21 protein-coding genes are annotated in these 21,475 nt (G+C 70.9%); 9 read left to right on the top strand and 12 right to left on the bottom strand.

Annotated elements, in window-relative coordinates:
• Positions 1-23: 23 nt before the first annotated feature.
• Positions 24-2,180, top strand: a complete 2,157-nt coding sequence (locus tag IPM43_01335) for an acyl-CoA dehydrogenase (GenBank protein ID QQS25063.1) — start codon at positions 24-26, stop codon at positions 2,178-2,180.
• Positions 2,180-3,151, top strand: coding sequence for an alpha/beta hydrolase (locus IPM43_01340; protein ID QQS25064.1), 972 nt, complete (start codon positions 2,180-2,182; stop codon positions 3,149-3,151). The genes IPM43_01335 and IPM43_01340 overlap by 1 nt, the downstream gene beginning before the upstream one ends.
• Here IPM43_01340 and IPM43_01345 read toward each other — a convergent pair.
• Positions 3,148-4,035: an alpha/beta hydrolase gene (locus IPM43_01345; protein ID QQS25065.1), complete on the bottom strand. Its 888-nt coding sequence runs from the start codon at positions 4,033-4,035 to the stop codon at positions 3,148-3,150. The genes IPM43_01340 and IPM43_01345 overlap by 4 nt on opposite strands.
• Before the next feature lie 62 nt (positions 4,036-4,097).
• On the opposite strand from IPM43_01345, the gene IPM43_01350 reads away from it, so the two are divergent.
• Positions 4,098-5,261, top strand: a complete 1,164-nt coding sequence (locus tag IPM43_01350) for an acyl-CoA dehydrogenase family protein (GenBank protein QQS26288.1) — start codon at positions 4,098-4,100, stop codon at positions 5,259-5,261.
• A 24-nt stretch (positions 5,262-5,285) separates the two neighbouring features.
• Here IPM43_01350 and IPM43_01355 read toward each other — a convergent pair whose 3' ends face one another.
• The 5 genes from IPM43_01355 to IPM43_01375 are packed head-to-tail and all read right to left on the bottom strand — an operon-like array spanning position 5,286 to position 9,359.
• Positions 5,286-5,699 (bottom strand): VOC family protein, encoded by a 414-nt coding sequence (locus IPM43_01355; protein ID QQS25066.1) that lies wholly within the window; start codon positions 5,697-5,699, stop codon positions 5,286-5,288.
• 1 nt (position 5,700) lies between these two features.
• On the bottom strand, positions 5,701-6,120 hold the full coding sequence (locus IPM43_01360) for an ATP-binding protein (protein QQS25067.1): 420 nt from the start codon (positions 6,118-6,120) through the stop codon (positions 5,701-5,703).
• On the bottom strand, positions 6,117-6,428 hold the full coding sequence (locus IPM43_01365) for an STAS domain-containing protein (GenBank protein QQS25068.1): 312 nt from the start codon (positions 6,426-6,428) through the stop codon (positions 6,117-6,119). The genes IPM43_01360 and IPM43_01365 overlap by 4 nt, the downstream gene beginning before the upstream one ends.
• Positions 6,429-6,480: 52 nt before the next feature.
• Complete coding sequence (locus IPM43_01370; protein ID QQS25069.1) at positions 6,481-6,684, bottom strand: CsbD family protein; 204 nt, start codon at positions 6,682-6,684, stop codon at positions 6,481-6,483.
• Positions 6,685-6,737: 53 nt separating this feature from the next.
• The gene (locus tag IPM43_01375) at positions 6,738-9,359 is read right to left on the bottom strand and encodes a SpoIIE family protein phosphatase (GenBank protein QQS25070.1); all 2,622 of its coding nucleotides are present in this window, start codon (positions 9,357-9,359) and stop codon (positions 6,738-6,740) included.
• Positions 9,360-9,466: 107 nt separating this feature from the next.
• On the opposite strand from IPM43_01375, the gene IPM43_01380 reads away from it, so the two are divergent.
• Together IPM43_01380 and ligD are read left to right on the top strand one after the other, a co-directional pair.
• On the top strand, positions 9,467-9,610 hold the full coding sequence (locus IPM43_01380; GenBank protein ID QQS25071.1) for a hypothetical protein: 144 nt from the start codon (positions 9,467-9,469) through the stop codon (positions 9,608-9,610).
• 28 nt (positions 9,611-9,638) lie between these two features.
• The gene (ligD, locus tag IPM43_01385) at positions 9,639-10,559 is read left to right on the top strand and encodes a non-homologous end-joining DNA ligase (protein ID QQS25072.1); all 921 of its coding nucleotides are present in this window, start codon (positions 9,639-9,641) and stop codon (positions 10,557-10,559) included.
• A gap of 5 nt (positions 10,560-10,564) precedes the next feature.
• Here ligD and IPM43_01390 read toward each other — a convergent pair whose 3' ends face one another.
• The 6 genes from IPM43_01390 to IPM43_01415 all read right to left on the bottom strand — a co-directional run bounded on the left by IPM43_01390 (position 10,565) and on the right by IPM43_01415 (position 18,634).
• A complete protein-coding gene (locus IPM43_01390; GenBank protein QQS25073.1) occupies positions 10,565-11,524 on the bottom strand; it encodes a Ku protein in 960 nt (319 codons plus the stop codon).
• Between the two features lie 69 nt (positions 11,525-11,593).
• A complete protein-coding gene (locus tag IPM43_01395) occupies positions 11,594-13,141 on the bottom strand; it encodes an ATP-dependent DNA ligase (GenBank protein QQS25074.1) in 1,548 nt (515 codons plus the stop codon).
• 5 nt (positions 13,142-13,146) lie between these two features.
• Complete coding sequence (locus tag IPM43_01400; protein ID QQS25075.1) at positions 13,147-15,513, bottom strand: flippase-like domain-containing protein; 2,367 nt, start codon at positions 15,511-15,513, stop codon at positions 13,147-13,149.
• A gap of 39 nt (positions 15,514-15,552) precedes the next feature.
• On the bottom strand, positions 15,553-15,984 hold the full coding sequence (locus IPM43_01405) for a nuclear transport factor 2 family protein (GenBank protein QQS25076.1): 432 nt from the start codon (positions 15,982-15,984) through the stop codon (positions 15,553-15,555).
• Positions 15,981-16,931, bottom strand: a complete 951-nt coding sequence (locus tag IPM43_01410) for a TIGR03619 family F420-dependent LLM class oxidoreductase (protein QQS25077.1) — start codon at positions 16,929-16,931, stop codon at positions 15,981-15,983. Before IPM43_01410 ends, IPM43_01405 begins: the two co-directional genes overlap by 4 nt.
• Positions 16,932-16,975: 44 nt before the next feature.
• On the bottom strand, positions 16,976-18,634 hold the full coding sequence (locus IPM43_01415; protein QQS25078.1) for a SulP family inorganic anion transporter: 1,659 nt from the start codon (positions 18,632-18,634) through the stop codon (positions 16,976-16,978).
• A 53-nt stretch (positions 18,635-18,687) separates the two neighbouring features.
• Between IPM43_01415 and IPM43_01420 the strand changes: the two genes are divergently transcribed.
• Genes IPM43_01420 through IPM43_01435 form a run of 4 tightly spaced genes read left to right on the top strand, consistent with a single transcriptional unit; the run spans position 18,688 to position 21,475 of the window.
• Positions 18,688-19,269 carry a hypothetical protein gene (locus tag IPM43_01420; protein ID QQS25079.1) on the top strand — a complete coding sequence of 194 codons (582 nt, stop codon included), beginning with the start codon at positions 18,688-18,690 and terminating at the stop codon, positions 19,267-19,269.
• The gene (locus tag IPM43_01425; protein QQS25080.1) at positions 19,266-19,664 is read left to right on the top strand and encodes a hypothetical protein; all 399 of its coding nucleotides are present in this window, start codon (positions 19,266-19,268) and stop codon (positions 19,662-19,664) included. The genes IPM43_01420 and IPM43_01425 overlap by 4 nt, the downstream gene beginning before the upstream one ends.
• Entirely contained in the window at positions 19,657-20,412 is a 756-nt protein-coding gene (locus IPM43_01430) for a SigB/SigF/SigG family RNA polymerase sigma factor (GenBank protein ID QQS25081.1), read from the top strand. Before IPM43_01425 ends, IPM43_01430 begins: the two co-directional genes overlap by 8 nt.
• A 25-nt stretch (positions 20,413-20,437) precedes the next feature.
• Positions 20,438-21,475, top strand: a complete 1,038-nt coding sequence (locus IPM43_01435) for a peptidoglycan-binding protein (protein QQS25082.1) — start codon at positions 20,438-20,440, stop codon at positions 21,473-21,475.

The following is a 21,475-nucleotide window of genomic DNA, read 5'->3' on the forward strand; positions in this document are numbered from 1 at the left end:
CCCGGCCCACTACGTTCACCCCCATGTCGATCGCGATCACCGAAGATCACCGCGCACTGGCCGAGACGGCGGCGGAGTTCCTCGCCAAGCGCCGTAGCCGCGAGGCAGCAAGGACGCTGCTGACGGCGCCCTCTGAGGCGCTCCCCGAGCTGTGGCCCGAGCTGCGCCAGCTCGGCTGGCTGGGCCTCCATCTTCCCGACGAGTACGGCGGCTCCGGCTACGGCCTGCCCGAACTGGTCGTCGTCGTCGAGCAGCTCGGCCGCGCGTTGACCCCCGGACCGTTCGTGCCGACGGTCGTCGCGAGTGCGACGATCGCTGCAGCAGGCACGGACGAGCTGCGCGCCCGACTGCTGCCGAGCCTCTGCGAGGGGACGAAGACAGCGGCGATCGCGCTCGCCGGCGAACTGGTGGTGAGCGACGGACTGGCGAACGGTTCGGTCGCCCCTGCTCTCGGAGGCGGGCTCGCCGACGTGCTGCTCGCGGTCAGCGGTGAAGACGTGGTCGTGGTTCCTCTCGACGGCAAGGGCGTCCAGGCGGAGACGCCCGCGAACCTCGACCCGACGCGGCGCTCGTCGCGGGTGACGCTGTCGGGGGTGGCCGTCGACGTGATCGCCGGGGCACGACAGGTGTACATCGACATGGCCCGCACGATCCTCGCCGCCGAGGCGACCGGCATCGCACGGGAGTGCACCGAGCAAGCCGCCGAGTACGCGAAGGTGCGCGTGCAGTTCGGCCGCCCGATCGCCATGTACCAGGCGGTCAAGCACCACTGCGCGAACATGCTCGTCTCCACCGAGCTGGCCACCGCCGCCGTATGGGATGCCGCCCGCGCCGCGGCCACCGGCGGCGACCAGTTCAGCTACACCGCGTCGCTCGCCGCCACGCTCGCCCTCGCCGCCGCCGACCAGAACGCCCAGCTCAACATCCAGGTGCACGGCGGGATCGGGTTCACGTGGGAGCACGACGCGCACCTGTACCTGCGCCGGGCGGCGGCGCTGGCCGCCGTGCTCGACGCCGAGGAGTCCGCGCGCCAGACCACCGACCTGTTGCGCGCCGGCGTGCGCCGCAAGCGCTCGGTAGACCTGCCGCCCGAGGCGGAGCCGATCCGCGACACGGTGCGGGCCTTCGCGAACCAGGTGGCGGGCCTCGAAGGCACCGCCCAGCGCGACGCGCTGATCGAGGCCGGTTACGCGATGCCGCACTGGCCGAAGCCCTTTGGTCGCGACGCGAGCGCCGTCGAGCAGCTCGTCATCGAGCAGGAGTTCGCCGCCGCCGGCGTCAAGCGCCCGGCGTACGGCATCACCGGATGGGTGATCCTGACGCTCATCCAGCACGCCACCGACGACCAGGTCGCCCGCTGGGTGAGGCCCGCACTGCGCCAGGACGTCATCTGGTGCCAGCTGTTCAGCGAGCCCGACGCCGGGTCGGACGCCGCGGGGGTGAAGACCAAGGGCACCCGGGTGGACGGCGGATGGCTGGTGAACGGGCAGAAGGTGTGGACGAGTGGCGCCCACCTGAGCAGCTTCGGGTTCGCCACGGTGCGCACGAACCCAGACGTACCGAAGCACGAGGGGATCACCACGATGGTGATCGACATGTCGGCCGAAGGCGTCGAGGTACGCCCGTTGAAGATGCCGACGGGCGACTCGGAGTTCAACGAGGTGTTCTTCACCGACGTGTTCGTGCCCGACGACGACGTCGTCGGGCCGATCGACGGCGGATGGACGGTCGCGCGCGCCACGCTCGGCAACGAGAGCGTGAGCATCGGCGGCGGCCAGGGCGGCCTGGCCTTGCCCGGAGAGACGTTCGTCGCCGCGTTCGACGCCCATCCGGAGCGTCTCTCCGGCGGTGCCGGCCGGCTGGGACGGTACGTCGCCGTCAACGAGGCGATGACCGCGATGAACCTGCGCAGCGCGCACCGCGCGGTGGCCGGCGGCGGGCCCGGCCCGGAGGGCAACGTGACCAAGCTCGTCCTGTCCGAGGCGGGCCACGAGGCAGCGGCGATCCTGGCCGAGCTGACCGGTCCCGACGGCGCCTTCCTCGACGGTCCCGGCGCGATGTCGGGCATCCTCGTGCTGATGCACCGGGCGATGTCGATCGCCGGGGGGACCTCGGAGATCAAGCGGAACCAGATCGGCGAGCGCATCCTCGGCCTGCCCCGCGACCCGCTGATCAACTGATGGCCGAGCACCGCCTGGTCGAGACGATGGCCGAGGACGGGTACGACGAGCTCGGCCTCTACCACGAGAACGCGCAGGAATGGGGTCTCCCCGACGATCCGCCCCCGGTCGTGAGCCGCGGGGTGGTCGAGGTGGGTGCCGGCGAGTGGATGTCCTACCTGCGCTGGGGCACAGCAGAGCCCGAGATCGGCTTCCTGCACGGTGCCGGCCAGAACGCGCACACGTGGGACACGGTCGGCCTGGCGCTCGGACGCCCGGCGATCGCGTTCGACCTTCCCGGCCACGGCCACTCGTATCGGCGCGGCGACCGTGACTACGGCCCGTGGCGCAACGCCACGGCAGTCGCCCACGCGCTCGAGCGCCTCGCGCCGCAGTTGTCGGCGGTCGTCGGCATGTCGCTCGGCGGGGCAACCGCGATCCGCCTCGCCGCGACGCGCGGGGAGTTGTGCAGGAGGGTGGTGATGATCGACGTCACCCCGCAGATCAACGACCCCACCCGGGAGATGACGACGTTCGAACGCGGCTCGGTGGCGCTGATCGGCGGCCCACCTACGTACGCCTCGCTGGAGGAGATGGCCGAGGCGGCGATCGCGATGAGCCCCTACCGCGCGGCGTCGGGCGTGCGCCGCGGCGTCCGCCACAACGCGTACCGCCGCGCGGACGGGCTGTGGACCTGGCGATACGACCTGTTCGGCCCGCGCCCCGAGCCCGCCGCCGGCGGCACCGACGGTGACGGGCAGTGGGTGGACTTCACGGCGCTGTGGGACGACGTCGCAGGGATCACCATCCCGGCGATGCTCGTGCGTGGCGGGCTGTCCAGGTACGTGCGCGACGAGGACGTGGAGGGGATGCGTGAGCGCATCCCGGGCCTGCGTGTGGAGGTGGTCGAAGGCGCCGGTCACGCGGTGCAGAGCGACCAGCCGCTGGAGCTGGCCGACCTGCTCCGGTCGTTCGTGCCCCCCGACCGCTAGCCGGCCGCGCCGCCCCGGACGTCTTCGAGGAACGAGAACACGACGTCGTTGAAGGCGTCGTTGCGGTCTCCGGCCACCATGTGCCCAGCACCGGCGACGTCGACGAACTTGGTGTGCGGGGCGAGCTCCAGCATCTGGCGGACTCCCTCCTCGCTCAAGATGTCGCTCATCCTCCCCCGCACCAGCAGCGTCGGGACGGTGAGCCCCCTGGCCGCCGCTTCGAGGCGCGAGGCGCGCATCGTGGACGTACGCGATTCGTCGATCGAGCCCAGCCGGCCGTTCAAGAACTCCGGGTCCCAGTGCCACACCCAGCGGCCGTCGGCACGCTGGCGGACGTTCTTGCGCAGCCCGGACAGGTCGGTCGGCCGCGGGCGGTGAGGGTTGTAAGCAGCGATGGCGTCGGCCACCTCGTCGAGGCTCGCGAAGCCGGATTCCGCGTGAGCCCGCATGAACCCGCCCACCCGGTCGGTCCCGGCGCGTTCGAGCTTGGGAGCGACGTCCACCAGCACGAGCGCCGACGCCGGTGGGGGGTCGTGCTCGCCGGCGGCCATCAGTGCGGAGATGCCACCGAGCGAGGCTCCGACGAGGGCAGGGCGCCGCAGTGCACGGGCGACAGCGGTGACGTCGTTCGCGAACGCGTCGATCGTGTAGTCGCCGTCGGGCGCCCAGTCGCTGTCGCCGTGACCGCGCAGGTCGACCGAGTAGGCGCGCCAGCCCCTTGCGGCCAGCGCGAGCAGAGACCCCCTCCACGCATGGCGGGTCTGCCCGCCGCCGTGGAGCAGCACCACCTGCGGGCCTTCGGGAGGGCCGGCGACGTCGGCGACCAGCCGCAATCCCCCGGCGCCCGCCAGCTCGATCTGCTCGACCCGATCGGCCTGCTCCATCTCCGCCCCTCTCTCCTCGCCGTGAGGCTAGGGTCGATTCCCGCGGTGACCGCCCTGGAGGACTGAACGCCACCCCAATGAAGCGAACCCTGTTCGAGGAGACTCACGAGCTGTTCCGGGAGAGCGTGTCGGCCTTCGTCCAGCGAGAGGTGCTGCCCAACGTCGAGCGCTGGGAGCAGGCGGGGATAGTCGACCGCCAGCTCTTCGCCACCGCCGGGAAGCACGGCTTCTTCGGTGTCGACGTCCCCGAGGAGCTCGGCGGTGGCGGGGTTCGCGACTTCCGCTACAACATGGTCTTCGGCGAGGAGCTGGTCTACGCCGGCGCAGCAGGCGTCGCGCTCGGGCTCACCCTGCACAACGACATCTGCATGCCGTACTTCACCCACCTGACGAGCTCGGAGCAGCAGCAGCGCTGGCTGCCCGCCATCTGTCGCGGCGAGCTGATCACGGCCGTGGCGATGACCGAACCGGGAGCGGGATCCGACCTCGCGTCGATCACCACGAGCGCCACCCGCGACGGGGACGAGTACGTGGTGAACGGGTCGAAGACGTTCATCACCAACGGGATCAACGCCGACCTGGTGGTGGTCGCGGTCCGGACCGACCCGACCGACCGCCATGGCGGTCTCTCGCTGCTCGTCGTCGAGCGCGACATGCCCGGCTTCGAGCGTGGCCGCAACCTGTCGAAGGTGGGCCTGCACTCGCAGGACACCGCCGAGCTGTACTTCTCCGACGTGCGCGTCCCCGTGGCCAACCGCCTCGGGGAGGAGGGGCACGGGTTCAAGATGCTGATGCGCAACCTGGCCCAGGAGCGGCTGTCGATCGCCGTCACCGGCGTGGCCGCCGCGCGGGCCGCGCTGGGGTGGACCGTCGCTCACGTGAAAGAGCGCCGCGCGTTCGGCCAACCACTGCTCGCGCTGCAGAACACCCGGTTCACCCTGGCCGAGATGGCCACCGAGGTCGAGGTCGCGCAGGCCTTCGTCGATCGCTGCGTAGAGGCGCTCAACTCCGGCGAGCTCGAGCCCGAGACCGCGGCGATGGCCAAGTGGTGGTGCACCGAGCTGCAGGGACGGGTCGTCGACGCCGGAGTCCAGCTCCACGGCGGCTACGGCTACATGCTGGAGTACCCGATCGCGCGGGCATACGCAGACGCTCGCGTCACGCGCATCTTCGGCGGGGCGACCGAGGTGATGAAAGAGATCATCGCCCGCGGCTTGGAACGCTGACCCGACCGATCGGGCCCTTGCCGATCAGCTGGTTCCCGGAGCGCAGACCTCGAGCTCCATCCCATCGACGTCGCGGAAGAACAGCGACCACTCGTTGCCGAGGCGCTGAATCTCGCCGACCTCGGCACCGGCGTCGACGAGGCGCTCCCTGGCCGCCTCCAACTCGGCGAAGGATCCCACCTGGAGCGCGAAGTGGTCGATCGCGCCGCGCCCGCCCTGGCGGCGGCGCTCGCCGAGGATCTCTTCCTCGCTCGCGACCTCGAAGACGTTCAGCGCCGCCCCACCGCCGAGGTCGAGGATGAACATGCGTGGGTGCTCGGACGTGGCGTCCATCCGAAACGTGACCTCGGCGCCGAACGCTCGGCGGTAGAACTCGGCGTGGCGGTCGAGATCGGTGGTGAGTGTCGCCACGTGGTTGAACCCGGTCGTGATCGGCATCTCAACTACCCGTAAACGATGCAGTAACGGTCGTCTGGGTCCCCGTGCGCGCCACCTCGACAGCGCTGGCGAGGGCCTTCACGATGCCGAGCCCCCGCCCGACCAGGGCATCGGGGCCGGCGAGGTTCCACTCTGCCGGCTCGGCCACTCCGTCGCCTTCTGCGGTGACCGCGATCGACAGCTCACCCCCGTCGTACGCGACGGCGACGACCACTTCGTCTCCCTGGCCGTGTTCGACCGCATTCGTGGCCAGCTCACTGACGACGAGCTCGGCCGACGCGACGTCGATGCCCGAGGGGGGCGTGACTGCGCAGGAAGCTCGTGACCAGCCGCCGCGCAGCAGCGATGGAGTCGGTTCGCGACGCCAAGGTGAGCGTCGCAGATCCTGTGGCTCCGGCGGCGGTGGCAGGCATGATTTCACCCGTCGATGTTCAAGTGGTTGGCCAGGCCGCTGATCTCGAACAGCCGCCGCACGGCGGTGGCCGGGTTGCGCAGCAACAGCCGGGTGCCGGCGGCCTTCGTGCGCTGGTCGGCGTCGACCATCACGCGCAGCCCGCTCGAATCCATGAACTCGACCCCGGCGAGGTCGACGACCACATCGGACTCGCCCGTGAGCAGCTCGGAGAGCCCCTCGGACAGGCGTGGTGCGGTGTGGGCGTCGACCTCCCCAGACAGGGCGAGGCCACCGTCGATGACGGTGATCTCCAGACGCGTGGGCGAGTCAGGCATGGCCGAGAGGTTATCCCCGGACGTGCCCGCCATTGCCTCCACGCGGGGTCGCTCAGTCCCGCCGAGTGGTGTCGGAAACCTTGTCCTTCACCCAGTCGACGGCGTCTTCGACCTTTTCGCGGGCGTCGCCGAGCTCTTCTTTGATCTTCGCGCCCATCTGGTCGAGCTTGCCTTCACGCTCCAGATCCTCGTCGCCGGTCACTACACCTGCGGCCTCTTTGGCGCGACCCTTGGCATCGTCGAACTTCTCTCCCATGGCACTTCCTTTCGATCGGTGTCGAACCCCGGGTTACCCCGGCCCGTTCGCCGTCAAACCGACACCACCACGAGCGCGACGTCGTCCTCGGTGGCGTGGCCGCCGATGCACTGCGCGAGCAGGTGGTCGGCGATCGCCTCGACGTCGTCGCTGTCCGCGCTGGCGAGCGCTGCGGCGAGCCGGTCGATGCCGACGTCGATGCTCTCGCCGCGCCGCTCGACGAGTCCGTCGGTGTAGAGCACGATCACCGACCCTCCGACGAGTGCAGCGCTGGCCGAGCGAGCGCTCGGGTCGTCACCGTCCACCCCGATCGGGGGCACGGTCGACGCGTCGAGACGCGCCACGCCGCCGCCGGGCGCGCGCAGGAGGGTCGGCGGATGCCCGGCATGCAGGTAGTGCACGGCTGTCCGGTCGGGGTCGACGACGACCAGCGCCGCGGTCGCCATGCGCAGGTATGGAGAGTGGCTGTGGGTGACGATCCTCGTCGATCGGCGTGCGGCCTCGGCGAGATCGCTCTGCTGGAGCAGCACCGCGGAGACGGCGGTGCGGATCTCGGTCATGTCCGCGACGGCCTCCACTCCGTGCCCGACGACATCACCGACGACAAACGCCGTCGATCCGCCGGCCAGCTCGAGCACGTCGTACCAATCGCCTCCGATGCCAACCGTGGTGGAGGCTGGGATGTAGCGCGCGGCGACGTCTATGCCGGCGATCTCGGGTGGCTCGGCAAGCAGGCGCCGCTGGAGGTGGACGACCAGCTCGTGGTCGCGTTCGTACAAGATGGCCCGGTCGAGCGTCTGGGCGACGAGGTCGCTCACGGCGGTGATGCGGCCCGGCTCGGTGCGCAGGACGCGCTGGTGCCGTTCGGCGAACCCGAACGCGATGACCCCGAGCACTTCGGAGCGGATGTCGCGCAGTGGGCGGGCGACGACCTGTTGGGTCTCCGTGCCGAACAGCATGTTCAGCTCCGAGTCGGTGCCCACCCAGGCCTGCGACCCGACGACTATCGGACTGCCCTCGCGCATCGCCCGCATGAAAGCGCCGTCGGGGTCGACCGTGACGTGGATGGGGTCGGTCGGGGCGCCCTCGCCGCTCTCGCGCCTGACGACCAGCTCGTTGCCCGTCGGATCGAGCAGGCCGAACACGGCGACCTCGGCCGCGGTCGCCTCCCGGGCGTGGCGGAGCACAGCCGCCGTGATCTGCTCCGTCGTCGACGCGACGGAGAGGTCTCGCCCGAGGTTGGACAGCGCCGCCGCGCTCGCCCTGCGCGCCTCTTGGACGTCGGCACGGGTGAGGCCCTGCCGGCAGAGCACCGCAGTCGCGGCGACGGAGTTGCGCACCGACTCGGTGAGCTGAGTCGACGCGCGCCATCCCCACGCGATGACCGCTGGCCTGCTCGCGAGCGGTGACTCGAGCGGCGCCGCGGCGACGGTGCGGAAGCCACGTGCGGCCAAGCTCCGCGCCAGCGGATCGCCACGACGGGTCGTGTCGGCGATGTAGACCTCCGTGCCCGCGGTGATCACCGCGGCGACGAGCTCCGGGTCGGCCAGCTCGGCGCTTTCGGTGTCGGCGTCGGTCGTCACCAGCTCTACCAGGTCGGCGCGAAGTCCCCGCCCAGCGTGCGCGCAGGCGGTCTCGGCGAGTTCCGAACGCGTGCTGGCCCCGGCCAGCTGCTCGCTCAGCACACCGAGCAGCCGCACGCTCTCCGCCGACTCGCGCAGCTCCCTGGTGCGGCGCCCGAGACGCCGCAAGAACACCCCCACCGCGGCCGCCACGGCGATCGTGGACGCGAGAGCCACCATTACAGGGATCAAGTGCGCCGAGCCGAGGCTCGCCGTGACGGTCCAACGTCGACCGCCGGCGGTGACGTCCGCGGAGTGACCGCCATCTGGAGGCGGCGTCGACGCGGCGAGCAGCGAGCCCCCGTCGAGCACCTCGAACCGAGTGTCGCGCGGGAGCTGACTGGTCAAGCCCTCGGCGATGAACTGCGCGCTCACCGCGGTCACCAAGTAGGCGACCGGCTCGCTGCCCGGCGTCGGATCGAGCCCGTACAGCGGGTTGGCCACGAAGAACCCCTGCTCCCCGAGCGGCTGGATGGCCACGGGCGGCGAGAAGCGCGGCTCCCCGGCCGCTGCGGACGCCCTTGCCGCGGCGATGCGCTGCGGATCGGAGTTGACGTCCATGCCGACCAGATTGGCGGTCGACTCGTTGTCCGGCTCCACCCACCGCACGGCCATGTATTCGTCGTGGCGCCCGGCCACCACGAGCTCGTCGTTCGCCGTCACTTCGACGATCGGCCCGCCGATGTCGCTCTCGAACTCGGCCCGTTCGGCGTGGGGGACGGGCACGACGTAGGCGATCCGTTCGACGGGGGTGGAGACCACCACGCCCGCGGCGAAGCGGCGGAACGCCGACTCCTGCAGCGGCGAATTGGGATCGGCGAGCACCTGAGCGCCGGAGAGACCGGCGTTGACCGACGTCGCCATGGACTCCACCGCCTCGGCGGCCCGTGCTGCGAGGGTCTGCTCACGCCTGCTGGCGGCATCGAGCTCGTACTGGAGCAGGATCGCGCAGATCACGAGGCCGAGCACCAGGATCGCCGTGACGATGCCGGCGACGGCCCGCCGCCCGAGCACGTCTATCCGGCCCGCGCGGGGGCCCGGAGGCGAACTCACCGACTGCACGGGCGTTGTTCTAGCGGAAGCGCGAGCCGACGCGGTTTGGAGCATTCCACCGTGGGGTACGGAGGGCCCACAACTCGACCTTTCGAAGGAGATGGAAGATGGAACTCGTACTTTGGCTCATCGCAGTGGTGCTGGTGATCGCGGGCATCTTGGCCCTCGTGCGCAAGGAGTTCGCGTGGGGCGCCGTGCTCATCGTCGTCGGACTGCTCGTCGGCCCCGGCGGTGTGAGCGTCTTCAGTTGAACGAAGGCTCGGGACTACTTTCCCCCCGGTGACGACGTGGCCCGTGCTGCCGATGAAGGCGCGCAGCGGGCAGTTGCCTCTCGGGGAGGACTGGGTCTACGAGCCGAAATGGGACGGGCACCGTCTGCTCGTCAGAGTGCGCGGTGATCGCATCGACGCGATCAGCTCCACCGGCAAGCCGCGCACGCTGGAACGGTGGCCCTGGCTCGGCGAGCTCGTCGCCATCGACGCCGAAGACACGGTGCTCGACGGAGAGGTCGTCGCGTACGACGAGTCGGGGGCCCACCGCTTCCAGCTCGTCGGCCGCGGTGACCGCCCCCACTCCTTCGTCGTGTTCGACGTCCTCACGCACGTCGGCGCCGACTTGTTCGCGGTGCCGTGGTCCGATCGCCGCAGTCTGCTGGAGTCGATCGTTCGCCCCGCGGTGGCATCGCACGTCTCGCTGACCCCGGTCACCACCGATGCCGAAGCGATCGTTCGCGTAACCCGCGAGGCCGGCATGGAGGGCATCGTCGCCAAGCGAGCGCAGTCGCCTTACCAGCCGGGGTTGCGCTCCACCGCGTGGCGCAAGGTGAAGCACCGGCGCGTGCAGGAGCTGGTGGTCGGTGGCTGGTTGGTGGGCGAGGGCACGCGAGCAGCGACGTTCGGCTCGCTGCTGCTCGGCGTCCACGACGACGAGGGCCGGTTGCGCTTCGCCGGCGCGGTGGGCACCGGCTTCGACGACCGCTCGCTGCGCGAGCTCTCGACCGCCTTACGCACGCTCGCGGTGCCCGAGTGTCCGTTCGACCCCCCGCCGGCCCTCGCCCGCGGCCGGGCGCGCTGGGTGAGACCGGAGCTCGTCGTTCAGGTGGCCTTTGGCGAGTGGACGCTCGACGGCATGCTCCGCCACCCTGTGTACCTCGGGTTGCGCGACGACCGCTCGCCGGCGGACGTCGTGCGAGAGCCCTGAGCGCGCTACGCGCTCTTGCGCACCCGCTTTGCAGCTGGTGCAGCGGAGCTGGCGGTCTTGGCCGCCTTCTTCGGCCTCTCGGCTGCCTTCGTCGCCCGGGGCTTGGCCGCCCGGGCGGGCTTGGCGGCCCCACTCGGCTTCGCTGCGCGCTTGGAGGCCGGACGAGCGGCGGGGTGACGGCCCTTGGCCGCTTCCGCCTCACGCAGGCTCGCCTCGAGCGCCGCGGCGAGATCGATCACCGTCGCCCGGGCAGGAGCCTCGACGAGCGGTTCGGCCTTGCGCCCCGAGGCCTTGCTCTCGATCAGGCGCTCCACGGCTGCTCGGTACTCGTCCACGTACTGGTCGGGCTGGAAGTCCTCGCTGAGCGCCTCGACGAGGGAGCGAGCCATGGTCAGCTCCTTGGCGGACACCTCGACGCCGTCGAGTTGGTCGAACTCGTCGACGCTGCCGACGTCGACAAGCTCGTCGGGGAACACGAGCGTCGACAAGGTGAGGTGCTCGCCGTCGGAGCGCACGGCGGCGAGGTACTCCTTCTGGCGCATCACGAACCGCCCGATGCCCACGCGCTCGGAGCCCTCGAGCGCGGCAGCCAGCAGCGCGTACGGCTTCGCGACCTTGTCGGGCACCACGAAGTACGACGAGTCGAACATCGTCGGGTCCACGTCGGCCGCGGGAACGAACGTCTCCAGCGCGATCTGCTTGGAGCGCACGGGGGCCAACGGTTCGAGGTCGTCCTCGGTGAGCACGACGTAGTTGTCGCCACCGACGTCGTACCCCTTCACGATGCGCTCCGGCGGAACCTCCTCGCCCGTGGCCTCGCTGACCTTGCGGTAGCGGATGCGCGCGAGGGTGTCTCTCTCGAGCTGATTGAACGAGATGCTCTTGCGGCGGACCGCTGGCACGAGTCTCACCGGGATTGAGACCATCCCGAACGAGATCGAGCCGGTCCAGGCTGGACGGGCCATGGCGTTGCTTACCCCTCGCGCTCTTTGATCGAAACGGCGTCGGAAGGACAGAAAAACGACAGGAGGGCTCTAGAGCGCAGGTAGATCTTGCTCTATTCCGACAAGTGACGTAAAGGGGTCGCCGATCTCGGCCAGCCGCCGCGGCACGTCGGCGATGGTCCAGCGATCCGGGCGCAGCTGCGGATCGTCGAGCTCTTCCCACGTGATCGGCACCGAGACCGGGCCGCCGGGAGCGGGGCGCATGCTGTAGGGCGCGACGAGTGTCTTCGACAGCGCGTTCTGCGTGTAGTCCAGCCGGGCCCGCCCCGAGCGGTCTTGCTTGGCCCACCGCCAGCTCACCAGCTCGGGCACCGTCGCCCCGACCGTGCGCGACAGCGCTTCCACGAAATCGCTGGTCTCCGTGAAGGTCGTGCCCCGGCGCACCGGGATCCACACCTGGATGCCGCGCTGGCCGGTCACCTTCGGTTGGGCGACGAGGCCGAGGTGGGCGACGGCGGTGCGGAAGAGCTTGGCGAGCACGAGGGTCTCGTCCCACTTCGTCGAAGGACCGGGATCGATGTCGACCAGCGCGTACGAAGGGTGCTCCGGGTCGGCGGCGGTGCTGGTCCACGGGTGCAGCTCCACACCGGCGAAGTTCGCGGCCCACACGAGCGACGGCACACCGTCGGCGACGAGGTAGTGCCGGGTGGTGCCGGCCGAGGCGAGCGGGTTGGACCAGCGCCGCACCCACGCCGGCGCGTGGGCGGGCACCGCCTTGTGCCAGAACCCGCCCTTGAGGACGCCATCCGGGAAGCGGTGCAGGTTGAGCGGGCGACCGGCGAGGTAGGGCGTCATCCACGGCCCGACGGTCGCGTAGTAGCGAACGATGTCGCGCTTGCAGATCGGTTCGCCGCCGCTGCGCGCGGGAACGAGCACCTTGTCGAGGTTCGTCAGCGCGATCGACCGGCCGGCCACCTCCCATGTGCCGTTCGCGCCGAGTGCTTCGAGCGCGGTGAGCTCGTCTGCCGTCGGCGCCTGCCAGCGCCCTGGTCGCCCTGCGCGGACGTCGTCGTTCGTGCGCCCGCTCAACACCGACGTCGGGTGGTCCTCGGCGCGCCAGCCCGGCACGGCGGCCTCGTCACGCTTCTTGATCAGCAGCCACTGATCGTCGCCGGTGCGCACGATCACGAAGCGGCCAGCGAGCTTCGTGCCGTGCAGCGCGAACTTCAGTTCGCCCGCATGCAGCGCAACGGCCGGATCGGCGGCGCGCTCCTCGGTCGGATCGGGCTCCCACCACCCGTCGTCCCAGACGACGACGTCGCCCTTGCCGTACCCCTCGGGGATGACGCCTTCGAACCACCCGTAGTCGAGGGGATGGTCCTCGACGCGGACGGCGAGCGATCTCACCGCCGGGTCGAGGCTGGGGCCCTTCGGCACGGCCCAGCTCACGAACACACCCGCGAGCTCGAGGCGCAGGTCGTAGTGGAGTCGGCGGGCCCGGTGCCGCTGCACGACGAAGCGCAGCTTGCCGTCGTGGCGCGCCGGGACCGAGACATCGCCCCCGGGCTCGGGGGTGCGCTGCACATCGCGCTTCGCGCGGTACTCGGCGAGAGGAGTGGAGTCTTCTCGCCGGGCCACCGGGGTTACACGATCCCGGTGCGCTGCACGCGACGGAGCATGACGTAGCCGGGCAAGGTCGGCAGCCAGAACGTCATGAAGCGGAACAGCAGCACGATCGCCGCCGCCGTCGCCCCTTCCACGCCGGCGCTCAGCAGGACCGCGGTCAGCGCCGCCTCGATCCCGCCCACGCCACCCGGGGTGGGCACCGCCGAGCCGATCGTGTTCGCCAGCATGTACATCGCGCCGACGTGAGCGAAGGACAGGTCGACCCCGAACGCATCGACACTGGCCGCGAACGCGAACACGATCGCGGCCTTGGCGAGCAGGGCCCCGCCGAACAGCCTGCCGAGCAGCCGCGGGCTGCGGAACAGCTCACGGATGGAGCTGACCGCCTTGCCGAGCGTTCGCCGCACCACCGGAACGACCACCCGGCGCCCCCAGCCCGACAGCAGCACAGCACCGACGATTGCCGCGACGACGACCACCACGGTGAGCAGCCCGAAGTCGCCGCCCGACGTGAAGTGGCGCAATTCGGACGTGCTGTTACCCCACACCAGGAACAGCACGATCAGCATCACCTGCACGACCCCACTGACCACCGAGGTCATCCCCACGGCCGCCGCGGCGGTGGTGAGGTCGCAACCTTCGAGCTGCAGGTACCGAGTGCGCATCGCCATGCCGCCCGCGTTCGCGGGGGTGAAGCGGTTGAGGAACGACTGGGCGTAGTTCACCTGCAGTGTGCGCAGGAACGACAGGTCCACGGTCACCGCGCCCATCAGGCTGATCGCGCCGCCCACGAACGCGAGGAAGCTGAACAGCGCGAGCCAGAGAAGCGAGCTGAGGTGGGCATCGGTCAGCGCCGTCCAGATGTCGCCCCAGTTGGAGACGACTGTGAGGGCATAGCTGCCGAGGACGAGACCGCCGACGAGCGAGACGACCCCCTTCAGGGTGATCCGCTTGAGCTTCGCGACCTCCACCGTCTCGATGCCCACCGCTCTGCCGGCCTCGGCACGAGCCTGGTCGAGGAAGCCCTTGCGGCTGCGCAGCTGGGCGCGCACCGCGCCGGTGAGCACCGCCTGCTGCACCATCGGCAGCGCGGCCGCGAACCGTTCGGCGCCGATGGCCTCCACCGCCGCGCGGGCCGCGCGTCGTTCGTCGACCACCAAGGCGAGCGAGACGAACAGGTTGGCGACGTCCGCGGCGAGCAGCTCGTCGCTCGCATCCAGCGCCGCGCGCCCGAAGCTGTTGATGCTCACCCCGTTCGCGTGCCGCACGAGGTGGCGCGCATCGAGGTCTCTGTGAGCGATCCGGCGCTGCTGCAGCAGATCGACCTCGCGCCAGACCTCCGCCAGGACCTGGTCGTCGATGTCGGCGGCGTCGAGATCGACGAGCCGCGCTCCGTCGACGCGCTCCTCGACGAGCACTGCAGCCCCCTCTTCGGTGAACGCCACACCGATCGGGGCCGGTGCGTCGACACCTGCCGAACGCGCCAGTGCGAGCGTGAGCGCCTCGTGCTCGGCGGCACGCCTCGGCGACGTGGAGGGCCGGGTGTCGCCGAGGCCCTTGACGCTGACCGCGCGCCATGTCCGCAGCATCAGGTCGGCGTCGCGCTCGTCACGACCGATCACCTGCACGAGCACGTCCCCGCCGTCGGACATCGTCGACGCGAACTCGAGCTCGCCTCGTGGTGCCGCCAGTGGTTCGAGGTGGGTGACCTCGATTCCCCCCCTGGCGAGCGCGTCGTGCACGGTGGCCTCGTCGGTGGATCGCGAGGGGGCGCCGAGGATGAGCAGGGCGATCGAACCCACCGCAGAACCGACCGCGAGGACCAACCCGAGGTGCAGCGGAACTTCGGTGGCGGTGAGGATGCGAGCGAGCACCACCAGCCCGAGAGCGGTCCAGCCGGCACGCCGCCACGGCCGGCGCATCCAGCGCGAGCCGGCGATGAGCACCGCGGAGACAGCAGCGAGGTAAGCGCTCGACGGGAAGGCCCCTCCCGTGAACCAGGAGTCGATCCTCTGGTACACGAGCGCCGCCCGCGGCACGTTGTCTGAGCGCCACGCGGTGAGCCCGGCGGTGACCAGCGCGGCCAGTCCACCGGCGAGCACGATCAGGCCGAGCAGGCGCCATCGCCGGCGCCAGGCGAGCCCCGCCAGCACGACGAGCGGGACGACGACGGCGAGCAGCTGGACCACCCCGACCAGGAACTGACGCAGCCCGAGGGGCAGGTTCTCGACCAGGGCGACGATGTCGCTCGACACCGCGGTGACCGTGTCCGGCGCGAGGGCGGTGATGCCGATCAGCACCAGGGCCACTACGGCCGAGAACACCAGACGGGCGAGATCGGCGACGTGACGCTCCCACGGGGGTTCTGACGCGGCGCTGCCCATGGGGAAACTTCATACCATGGCACCACCCTCCGGCTTCGGCTAGGAGCGCAGAGGGTGGTCTTCCTCCCACAGCACCGCGAGGCGGCGCTCGGTGATCCTCCAGCCGTCGGGCTGCCGGCGGAACCTGTCGTCGTAGCGGATGTGCATCACGCTCACCCGCTCGGCGTCGCCCACGGCGTACACGTGGCGCGCGATGCAGTAGGTCCACCCACTCGCCGCCGCGCCGTCGGCGGCAAGCTGCACGTCGTGGTTCCCCACGAGGTGCATCGTCACTCGATACCGCTCGAGGCGCTCGGGCACGGCGAGCAGTTGCTCGCGCCCACGCACCTCGCCACGACCCGTGATCAGCACCGCGTCGTCGGCGAACACGTCCGCGAATGCGGCGGCGTCGCGATCGTCGACGGAGCGCGCATAGCGCTCCACCAGGCGACGCAGCTCGGCGCGAGCGAACAGCTCCTCTTGCGGGGTCATGCCCGCCCCACCGTCTTGCGGAACGCGCCGACCACAGCAGCAAGCAGCTCGCCGTCGAGATGCGGATCGACCCATCGGTGATGGAAGCGGAAGTCGGTCACCCCGGCCTCGAGCAGATTCGGCACGCCCGCCATCGTCGCGTCGACGTCCACCTCGCCACCTGTGCCGCGAACTGTCGGGAGTGTTCCTTGCACTTGCAACGAACGCGGATCGCGCGAGGCATCCTCCAAGCCCTGCCGCATCGCTTTCACACCGTTGCGCGGGTCGACGATGTCGTCACCCCAGGGGATCCAGCCGGCGCCGAAGCGCGCCACCCGCGCGACGACCCGGGGGGTGGCCCGCCCCGAGACCCAGACGGGGACGCCGCCGGGCTGTGCGGGCTTGGGCATCGCGTGGACGCGCTCCAGGCGCAGCTCGCCGTCGTCGAAGTCCACCACCTGCTCGGTCCAGAGACGGGTGCACAACAACAGGCAGCGGTCGAGCAGTTCACCGCGGCGACCGAAGTCCAGCCCACACGCCGCGTACTCCTCCCGCTGCCACCCGACGCCCACTCCGAGGTCCAGCCGGCCACCGGAGAGCACGTCGAGCGTCGCCGCCTGCTTCGCGAGCACGGCGGGCGGCCGCAGGGCGGCCAGCAGCACCGCCGTTCCGAGGCGCACGCGTGAGGTGACGCCGGCGAGCAGCGCCAGCAGGGTGAGCGGCTCCAGCCAGTGGCCGTCGGGATCGGTCGGCTGCCTGCCGCCCGCGGTGCCGCCGAGCGAGGGTACGCCGTAGGCGTCGAGCCGCTCGCCGTAGAGGATGTGGTCGGAGACGACGACACGGTCCACGCCTGCGCGGTCGGCGGCCACGGCCAGGTCGATCGATGTCTGCCAGCCCGGCGGGGACTGGGCGAAGTTCGGGACCTGGATGGAGAGCTGGGCCGGCTGAGGGGTGTCGCCGGCGCCCACGGCTGCGACCGTATCGCGCCCTCGCGCCCTGTCCGGCGCCCGGTTCAACCGCCCGCACGGCGGTAGGCGCGCACTGCGCTGTTGATCGTGGAGAACGACCGGACGCTGCCGGCGGGGTGCAGGAGGCGGGCTCGGCGCAGCGTTCGCTGCGCGCCCTGGTTCGCCCGGGCGACGGCGACGACGTCGACGCCACTGGCGTGCAGCTCGTCGACGAGGGCGGCGAGCTCGCGAACCGCCGTGGTGTCGATCGACCCGACTCCTTCGCAGTCCAGCACCACCCAGCGCTCCTCCCCCGTGCTCGCCACGAGTGCCTCGCGCAACCTGTCACGGAAGTGCTCGACGTTCGCGAAGAACAACGGGGCGTCGAACCGGTAGACGAGGAGTCCGGCGAGCGGGCGCCCTCCCGACTCGACCGGGATCCAGCCCTCCAGGTCGGCGACGTCGCCGAGCACCGCGTCCTCGGGACGCGCGATCCGCTGCAAGGCGACGAGGAGTGACAGCCCGACCGCGACCCCGACACCGATCAGCACGTCGGAGAGGATCACGCCGAGCGCGGCCCCGACCGCCAGTGCGAACTCGATCCGGTCCAGCCGCCACAGCGCCGCGAACTCCGCCACGTCGATGATCAGCACGGCCGCGGCCAGGATCACCGCGCCGATCGCGGCTTCGGGTACGTAGGCGAGCGCCGGGCGGGCAGTGGCGAGAGCGAGAAGCAGGGTTGCCGCCGCGACGAGACCCACGAGGCGGGTGTGGCTGCCGAGCGACGCGGGTGTCACCGACCGGCTCGCGCTCGACGAGACCGGGAAGCCTCCGCCGAGGCCGGCGGCGACGTTCGTGGCTCCGAGCGCGCCGAGCTCGCGGTCGGGGTCGGTCGTGTAGCCGTGTTTGGCACCGATCGAGCGGGCGGTCAGGACGTTGTCGGTGAAGCCGACGACGGCGATGCCGAGCGCCCCCGGCAGCAGCGCCCACACGTCGTCGAGCGGCACCGACGGCACGGCGAACGTGGGGAACGCCGACGGCAGATCCCCGACGACTGCCACCCCGTGCGCGGCCCAGTCGAACACCCACGCCAGCGCCGTCGCCACCGCGACCGCAACCAGCACCCCGGGCACCTTCGGCGCGAGACGCCGCAGCACCAGAATCGCCGCGAAGCATCCGGCGCCGATCGCCGCGGTCGGCCAGTGGATCTCGTCGAGGCGGCGCAAGGCATCCGCGAAGCGCGGCAGTGCCCGGTCCCCCTCGACGGCGATGCCGGTCAGCTTCGAGAGCTGGCTGGAGGCGAGCGTGATCCCGACCCCGGCGAGGTACCCGACGAGAATCGGGCGGGAGAGCAAGGACGAGACGATCGACAGCCGCAGGAGGCGCGCGGCCAGCGCGACGAGGCCGACGAGGACGGCGAGCGCGGCCATCAGCTCGGCGTAGTCGTCGCTGCCGCGGGCGGCGAAGGGGGCCACCGCCGTCGCCGCGAGCAGCGCCGTCCCGGGCTCGGGCCCCACCCCCAGATGCCGTGACGATCCGACGAGTGCGTATACGACGAGCGCCGGCAGCGCCGCGCGGAAGCCGGCCGAGGCGGGCAGACCGGCCAACTCCGCGTAGGCCATGCACTGCGGCACGAGCAGGGCGGCCACGGCGACGCCCCCGACGATGTCGGCAGAGAGCCACTCCCGCCGATAACCACGGGCCAGCTCCGGCAACCAGCGCACGATGGCGCAGCGTAAGGGTTTGAGGGGCGACCCGGGAGGGAACCGTCGTCACCGTGGCGCTGACCGTCCCCCTACCTCCCTCTCCAACCTCTCCGCCCGCTACTCCCTCTACCGACTCGCCGCCCGCAGAGAGCGCATCAGAAGGCGAGTCCAAGGCCGAGCAGCTGCGTCGCGAGCACGAGGAGCTCTTCCACGAGCTGCGCGCCGTGATCCCCGGTGCCGAGGTGCTGTTCGCGTTCTTGTTGACGGTGGCCTTCAGCCAGCGGATGGAGACGCTGACGTCGACCCAGCGCGGCGTGTACTACGGGACTTTCCTCTCCGCCGGCGCGGCGCTGGTGCTGCTGCTCGCCCCCTCGGCCTTCCATCGTCTGCGCTTCCGCAAGCACGACAAGGAAGCGATGATGATCACCGCCACCGTCGAAGCGATCGTCGCGCTCTGGCTCATCTCGCTGTCGATCGCGGGAGCCGTGTTCTTGATCACCGACATCTTGTTCTCGACGACCTGGGCCGCGCTGGCCGCCGGCGGGATCTTCCTGCTCGCAGTCACCTGCTGGTGGATCATCCCGCTCAGCCGGCGCGCCGCGCGGGACACGCCACGAGACGACATGCCCACTCGGTACAGTTCGGGCCGATGAGCGCCGGAGACGTACAAGTGATCACGCTCTCGCTACCGCTCGACCTGCGTCACGCCTCCACGGCGCGCATGGTCGCCTCGTCGCTCGGTGCCGATGCCGGCTTCTCCGTCGACGACATCGACGACCTGCGTCTCGGCATCAACGAGGTTTTCTCGGTGTTGGCCGAAGACCCCGCCGACGGTGCGCCGGACGACGCCCGGCTGACGGTCGACTTCCGCGTGCGCCCGGGATTCGTCGAAGCGACGATGACCCGCACGGATGGCGCCGGAGCGGCTCGGTTCGACGACCTCGCCGAACGGATCCTCGAAACCGTCGTCGACTCGTACGAGCTGCTCGATCACGGCGGCTGCCGACTGCGCAAGTCCGGCGGTCGCAGCGACGATCGCGATGGGTGACGGCGCCCGCGGCAACGACCACCACGAGCTCTTCCTCCGGTACCGGGCCGAACCGAGCCGGCGGTTGCGCAACGAGTTGGTGGAGCTGCACATGGCGCTGGCCGCACACATCGCGCGGCGGCTGTCGCGAGGCACCCACGACCCCGACATACGCCAGGTGGCGATGGTCGGCCTGGTGAAGGCGGTGGAGCGGTTCGAGCCCGAACGGGGCATTCCGTTCGCCGCGTTCGCCGGACGCACGATCGAGGGCGAGATCAAGCGCCACTTCCGCGACCGGACGTGGTCGGTGCGCGTCCCGCGCAGTGCGAAGGAGCTGCACCTCGCCGTGCGCCGGGCGACGGACGAGCTGAACCAGAAGCTGCACCGCTCACCCACCGTCGACGAGCTCGCCGCCCACCTCCAGATCGATCGCGACGACGTGGTGACCGGCCTCACCGCCGGCGCCTCGTACACCGCCAGCAGCCTCGACACCGCGCCCGGGGACGAAAACCGCGTCGCCTCCGACCACCGCTCCTCGCTCGCCACCACCGACGCCGGCCTCGAGCTCTCCGAGCAGCGCGCCATCGCGGTGGAGTTGCTCTCCCGGCTGCCCGCGCGCGAGCGCGAGATCGTCGTGCTGCGGTTCTTCGAGGATCTGTCGCAGTCCGAGATCGCCGAGCGCATGGGGATCTCGCAGATGCACGTGTCCCGCCTGTTGCGCTCGTCGTTCGAACGGATGCGCGCCTCGGCGGGCTCCCTGGAAGAGTGAGCTCCTCCTGGTAGGTTCGTACGACGTGATCGGGCGACAGCGACAGGCCTTCGTGGCGCTGGTGATCGTGGTTGCGACAGGGTGCGGTGTCGCGGCGATCACCGGCCTCGGCAACGACGATGCCGCTGCATCCGGTCCCGACGACGCGTCGACGGCGATCGCCTCGATGATCGAGTCGACTACCGCGTCGACTACCGCGTCGACCACCGCATCGACGACAGCATCGACGGCCGCTCCCGCAGCAGACGGCGACCTGGCCTTCGCCGGCGACGAGCAGGACCCCGCCCTCACCGAGGCTGCGCTTACCGAGACGCTCGCCCCGAGCGCCGAAGGCTGCACGCTGGAAGTGCGCTCGCTGCGCCTCGGCGCCACCGGCGACAGCGTCGCCTGCCTGCAGCAGGCCCTCGTCGCCGCCGGAGCTTACGAAGGGCCGGCCAGCGGCCAGTTCGACCAGGCGACCTTCGACGCCGTGAGCGCGGTGCAGGCCGAACGCAAGCTGTACGTCGACGGCGTCGTCGGGCGTGAGACCGCCCTGTCGCTCGGCATCTGGCCCGACGAGCAGTCACTGGTCGTGCGCACCCCGGCGCCTCCCGACGGCGCGCAGGACCTGTGGGGTTACCCGTTGTCGTCGGTGGCGACGAGCGGGCCCGACGCCCCGCCGCTGCCGGAGAGCTCCGGTTCGGGCTACCGCCTGGTGTACGACCGAGCCGGCCAGCGGGTGTGGGCAGTCGACGACGACGAGACGGTGATCCGCTCCTGGCTCGTCGCCGGCAGCCAGTACGACAACGAGACCCCCGGCACGCACCAGGTGTACAGCCGCTCGGACGTGTCCACGGCGTGGAACGGCAAGGCCTACCTGCCGAAGATGGTCCGCTGGCTCGACACCGAGCGCGGCGCGATCGGTTTCCACGCGATACCCCTGCACGTCGAGGACAACTCGCCGTACCAGACCGAGGCCGAGCTCGGCCAGCGCCTCTCTGGTGGCTGCCAGCGTCAGGCCAACGCCGACGCGGCCTTCGTGTGGGACTTCGCCCAGATCGGCACGACGGTCGTCGTCATCTGA

The organism is Actinomycetota bacterium (genome assembly GCA_016700055.1).
GTDB lineage: Bacteria > Actinomycetota > Acidimicrobiia > Acidimicrobiales > Ilumatobacteraceae > Kalu-18.

Bases quoted from the DNA above. Each gene is read 5' to 3' on its own strand.
- IPM43_01340 (QQS25064.1), top strand. From the start codon at position 2,180: ATGGCCGAGCACCGCCTGGTCGAGACGATGGCCGAGGACGGGTACGAC.
- IPM43_01355 (QQS25066.1), bottom strand. From the start codon at position 5,699: ATGCCGATCACGACCGGGTTCAACCACGTGGCGACACTCACCACCGAT.
- IPM43_01370 (QQS25069.1), bottom strand. From the start codon at position 6,684: ATGGGAGAGAAGTTCGACGATGCCAAGGGTCGCGCCAAAGAGGCCGCA.
- IPM43_01405 (QQS25076.1), bottom strand. From the start codon at position 15,984: ATGACCCCGCAAGAGGAGCTGTTCGCTCGCGCCGAGCTGCGTCGCCTG.
- IPM43_01335 (QQS25063.1), top strand. From the start codon at position 24: ATGTCGATCGCGATCACCGAAGATCACCGCGCACTGGCCGAGACGGCG.
- IPM43_01345 (QQS25065.1), bottom strand. From the start codon at position 4,035: ATGGAGCAGGCCGATCGGGTCGAGCAGATCGAGCTGGCGGGCGCCGGG.
- IPM43_01430 (QQS25081.1), top strand. From the start codon at position 19,657: ATGGGTGACGGCGCCCGCGGCAACGACCACCACGAGCTCTTCCTCCGG.
- IPM43_01400 (QQS25075.1), bottom strand. From the start codon at position 15,513: ATGGGCAGCGCCGCGTCAGAACCCCCGTGGGAGCGTCACGTCGCCGAT.
- IPM43_01425 (QQS25080.1), top strand. From the start codon at position 19,266: ATGAGCGCCGGAGACGTACAAGTGATCACGCTCTCGCTACCGCTCGAC.
- IPM43_01365 (QQS25068.1), bottom strand. From the start codon at position 6,428: ATGCCTGACTCGCCCACGCGTCTGGAGATCACCGTCATCGACGGTGGC.
- IPM43_01380 (QQS25071.1), top strand. From the start codon at position 9,467: ATGGAACTCGTACTTTGGCTCATCGCAGTGGTGCTGGTGATCGCGGGC.
- IPM43_01390 (QQS25073.1), bottom strand. From the start codon at position 11,524: ATGGCCCGTCCAGCCTGGACCGGCTCGATCTCGTTCGGGATGGTCTCA.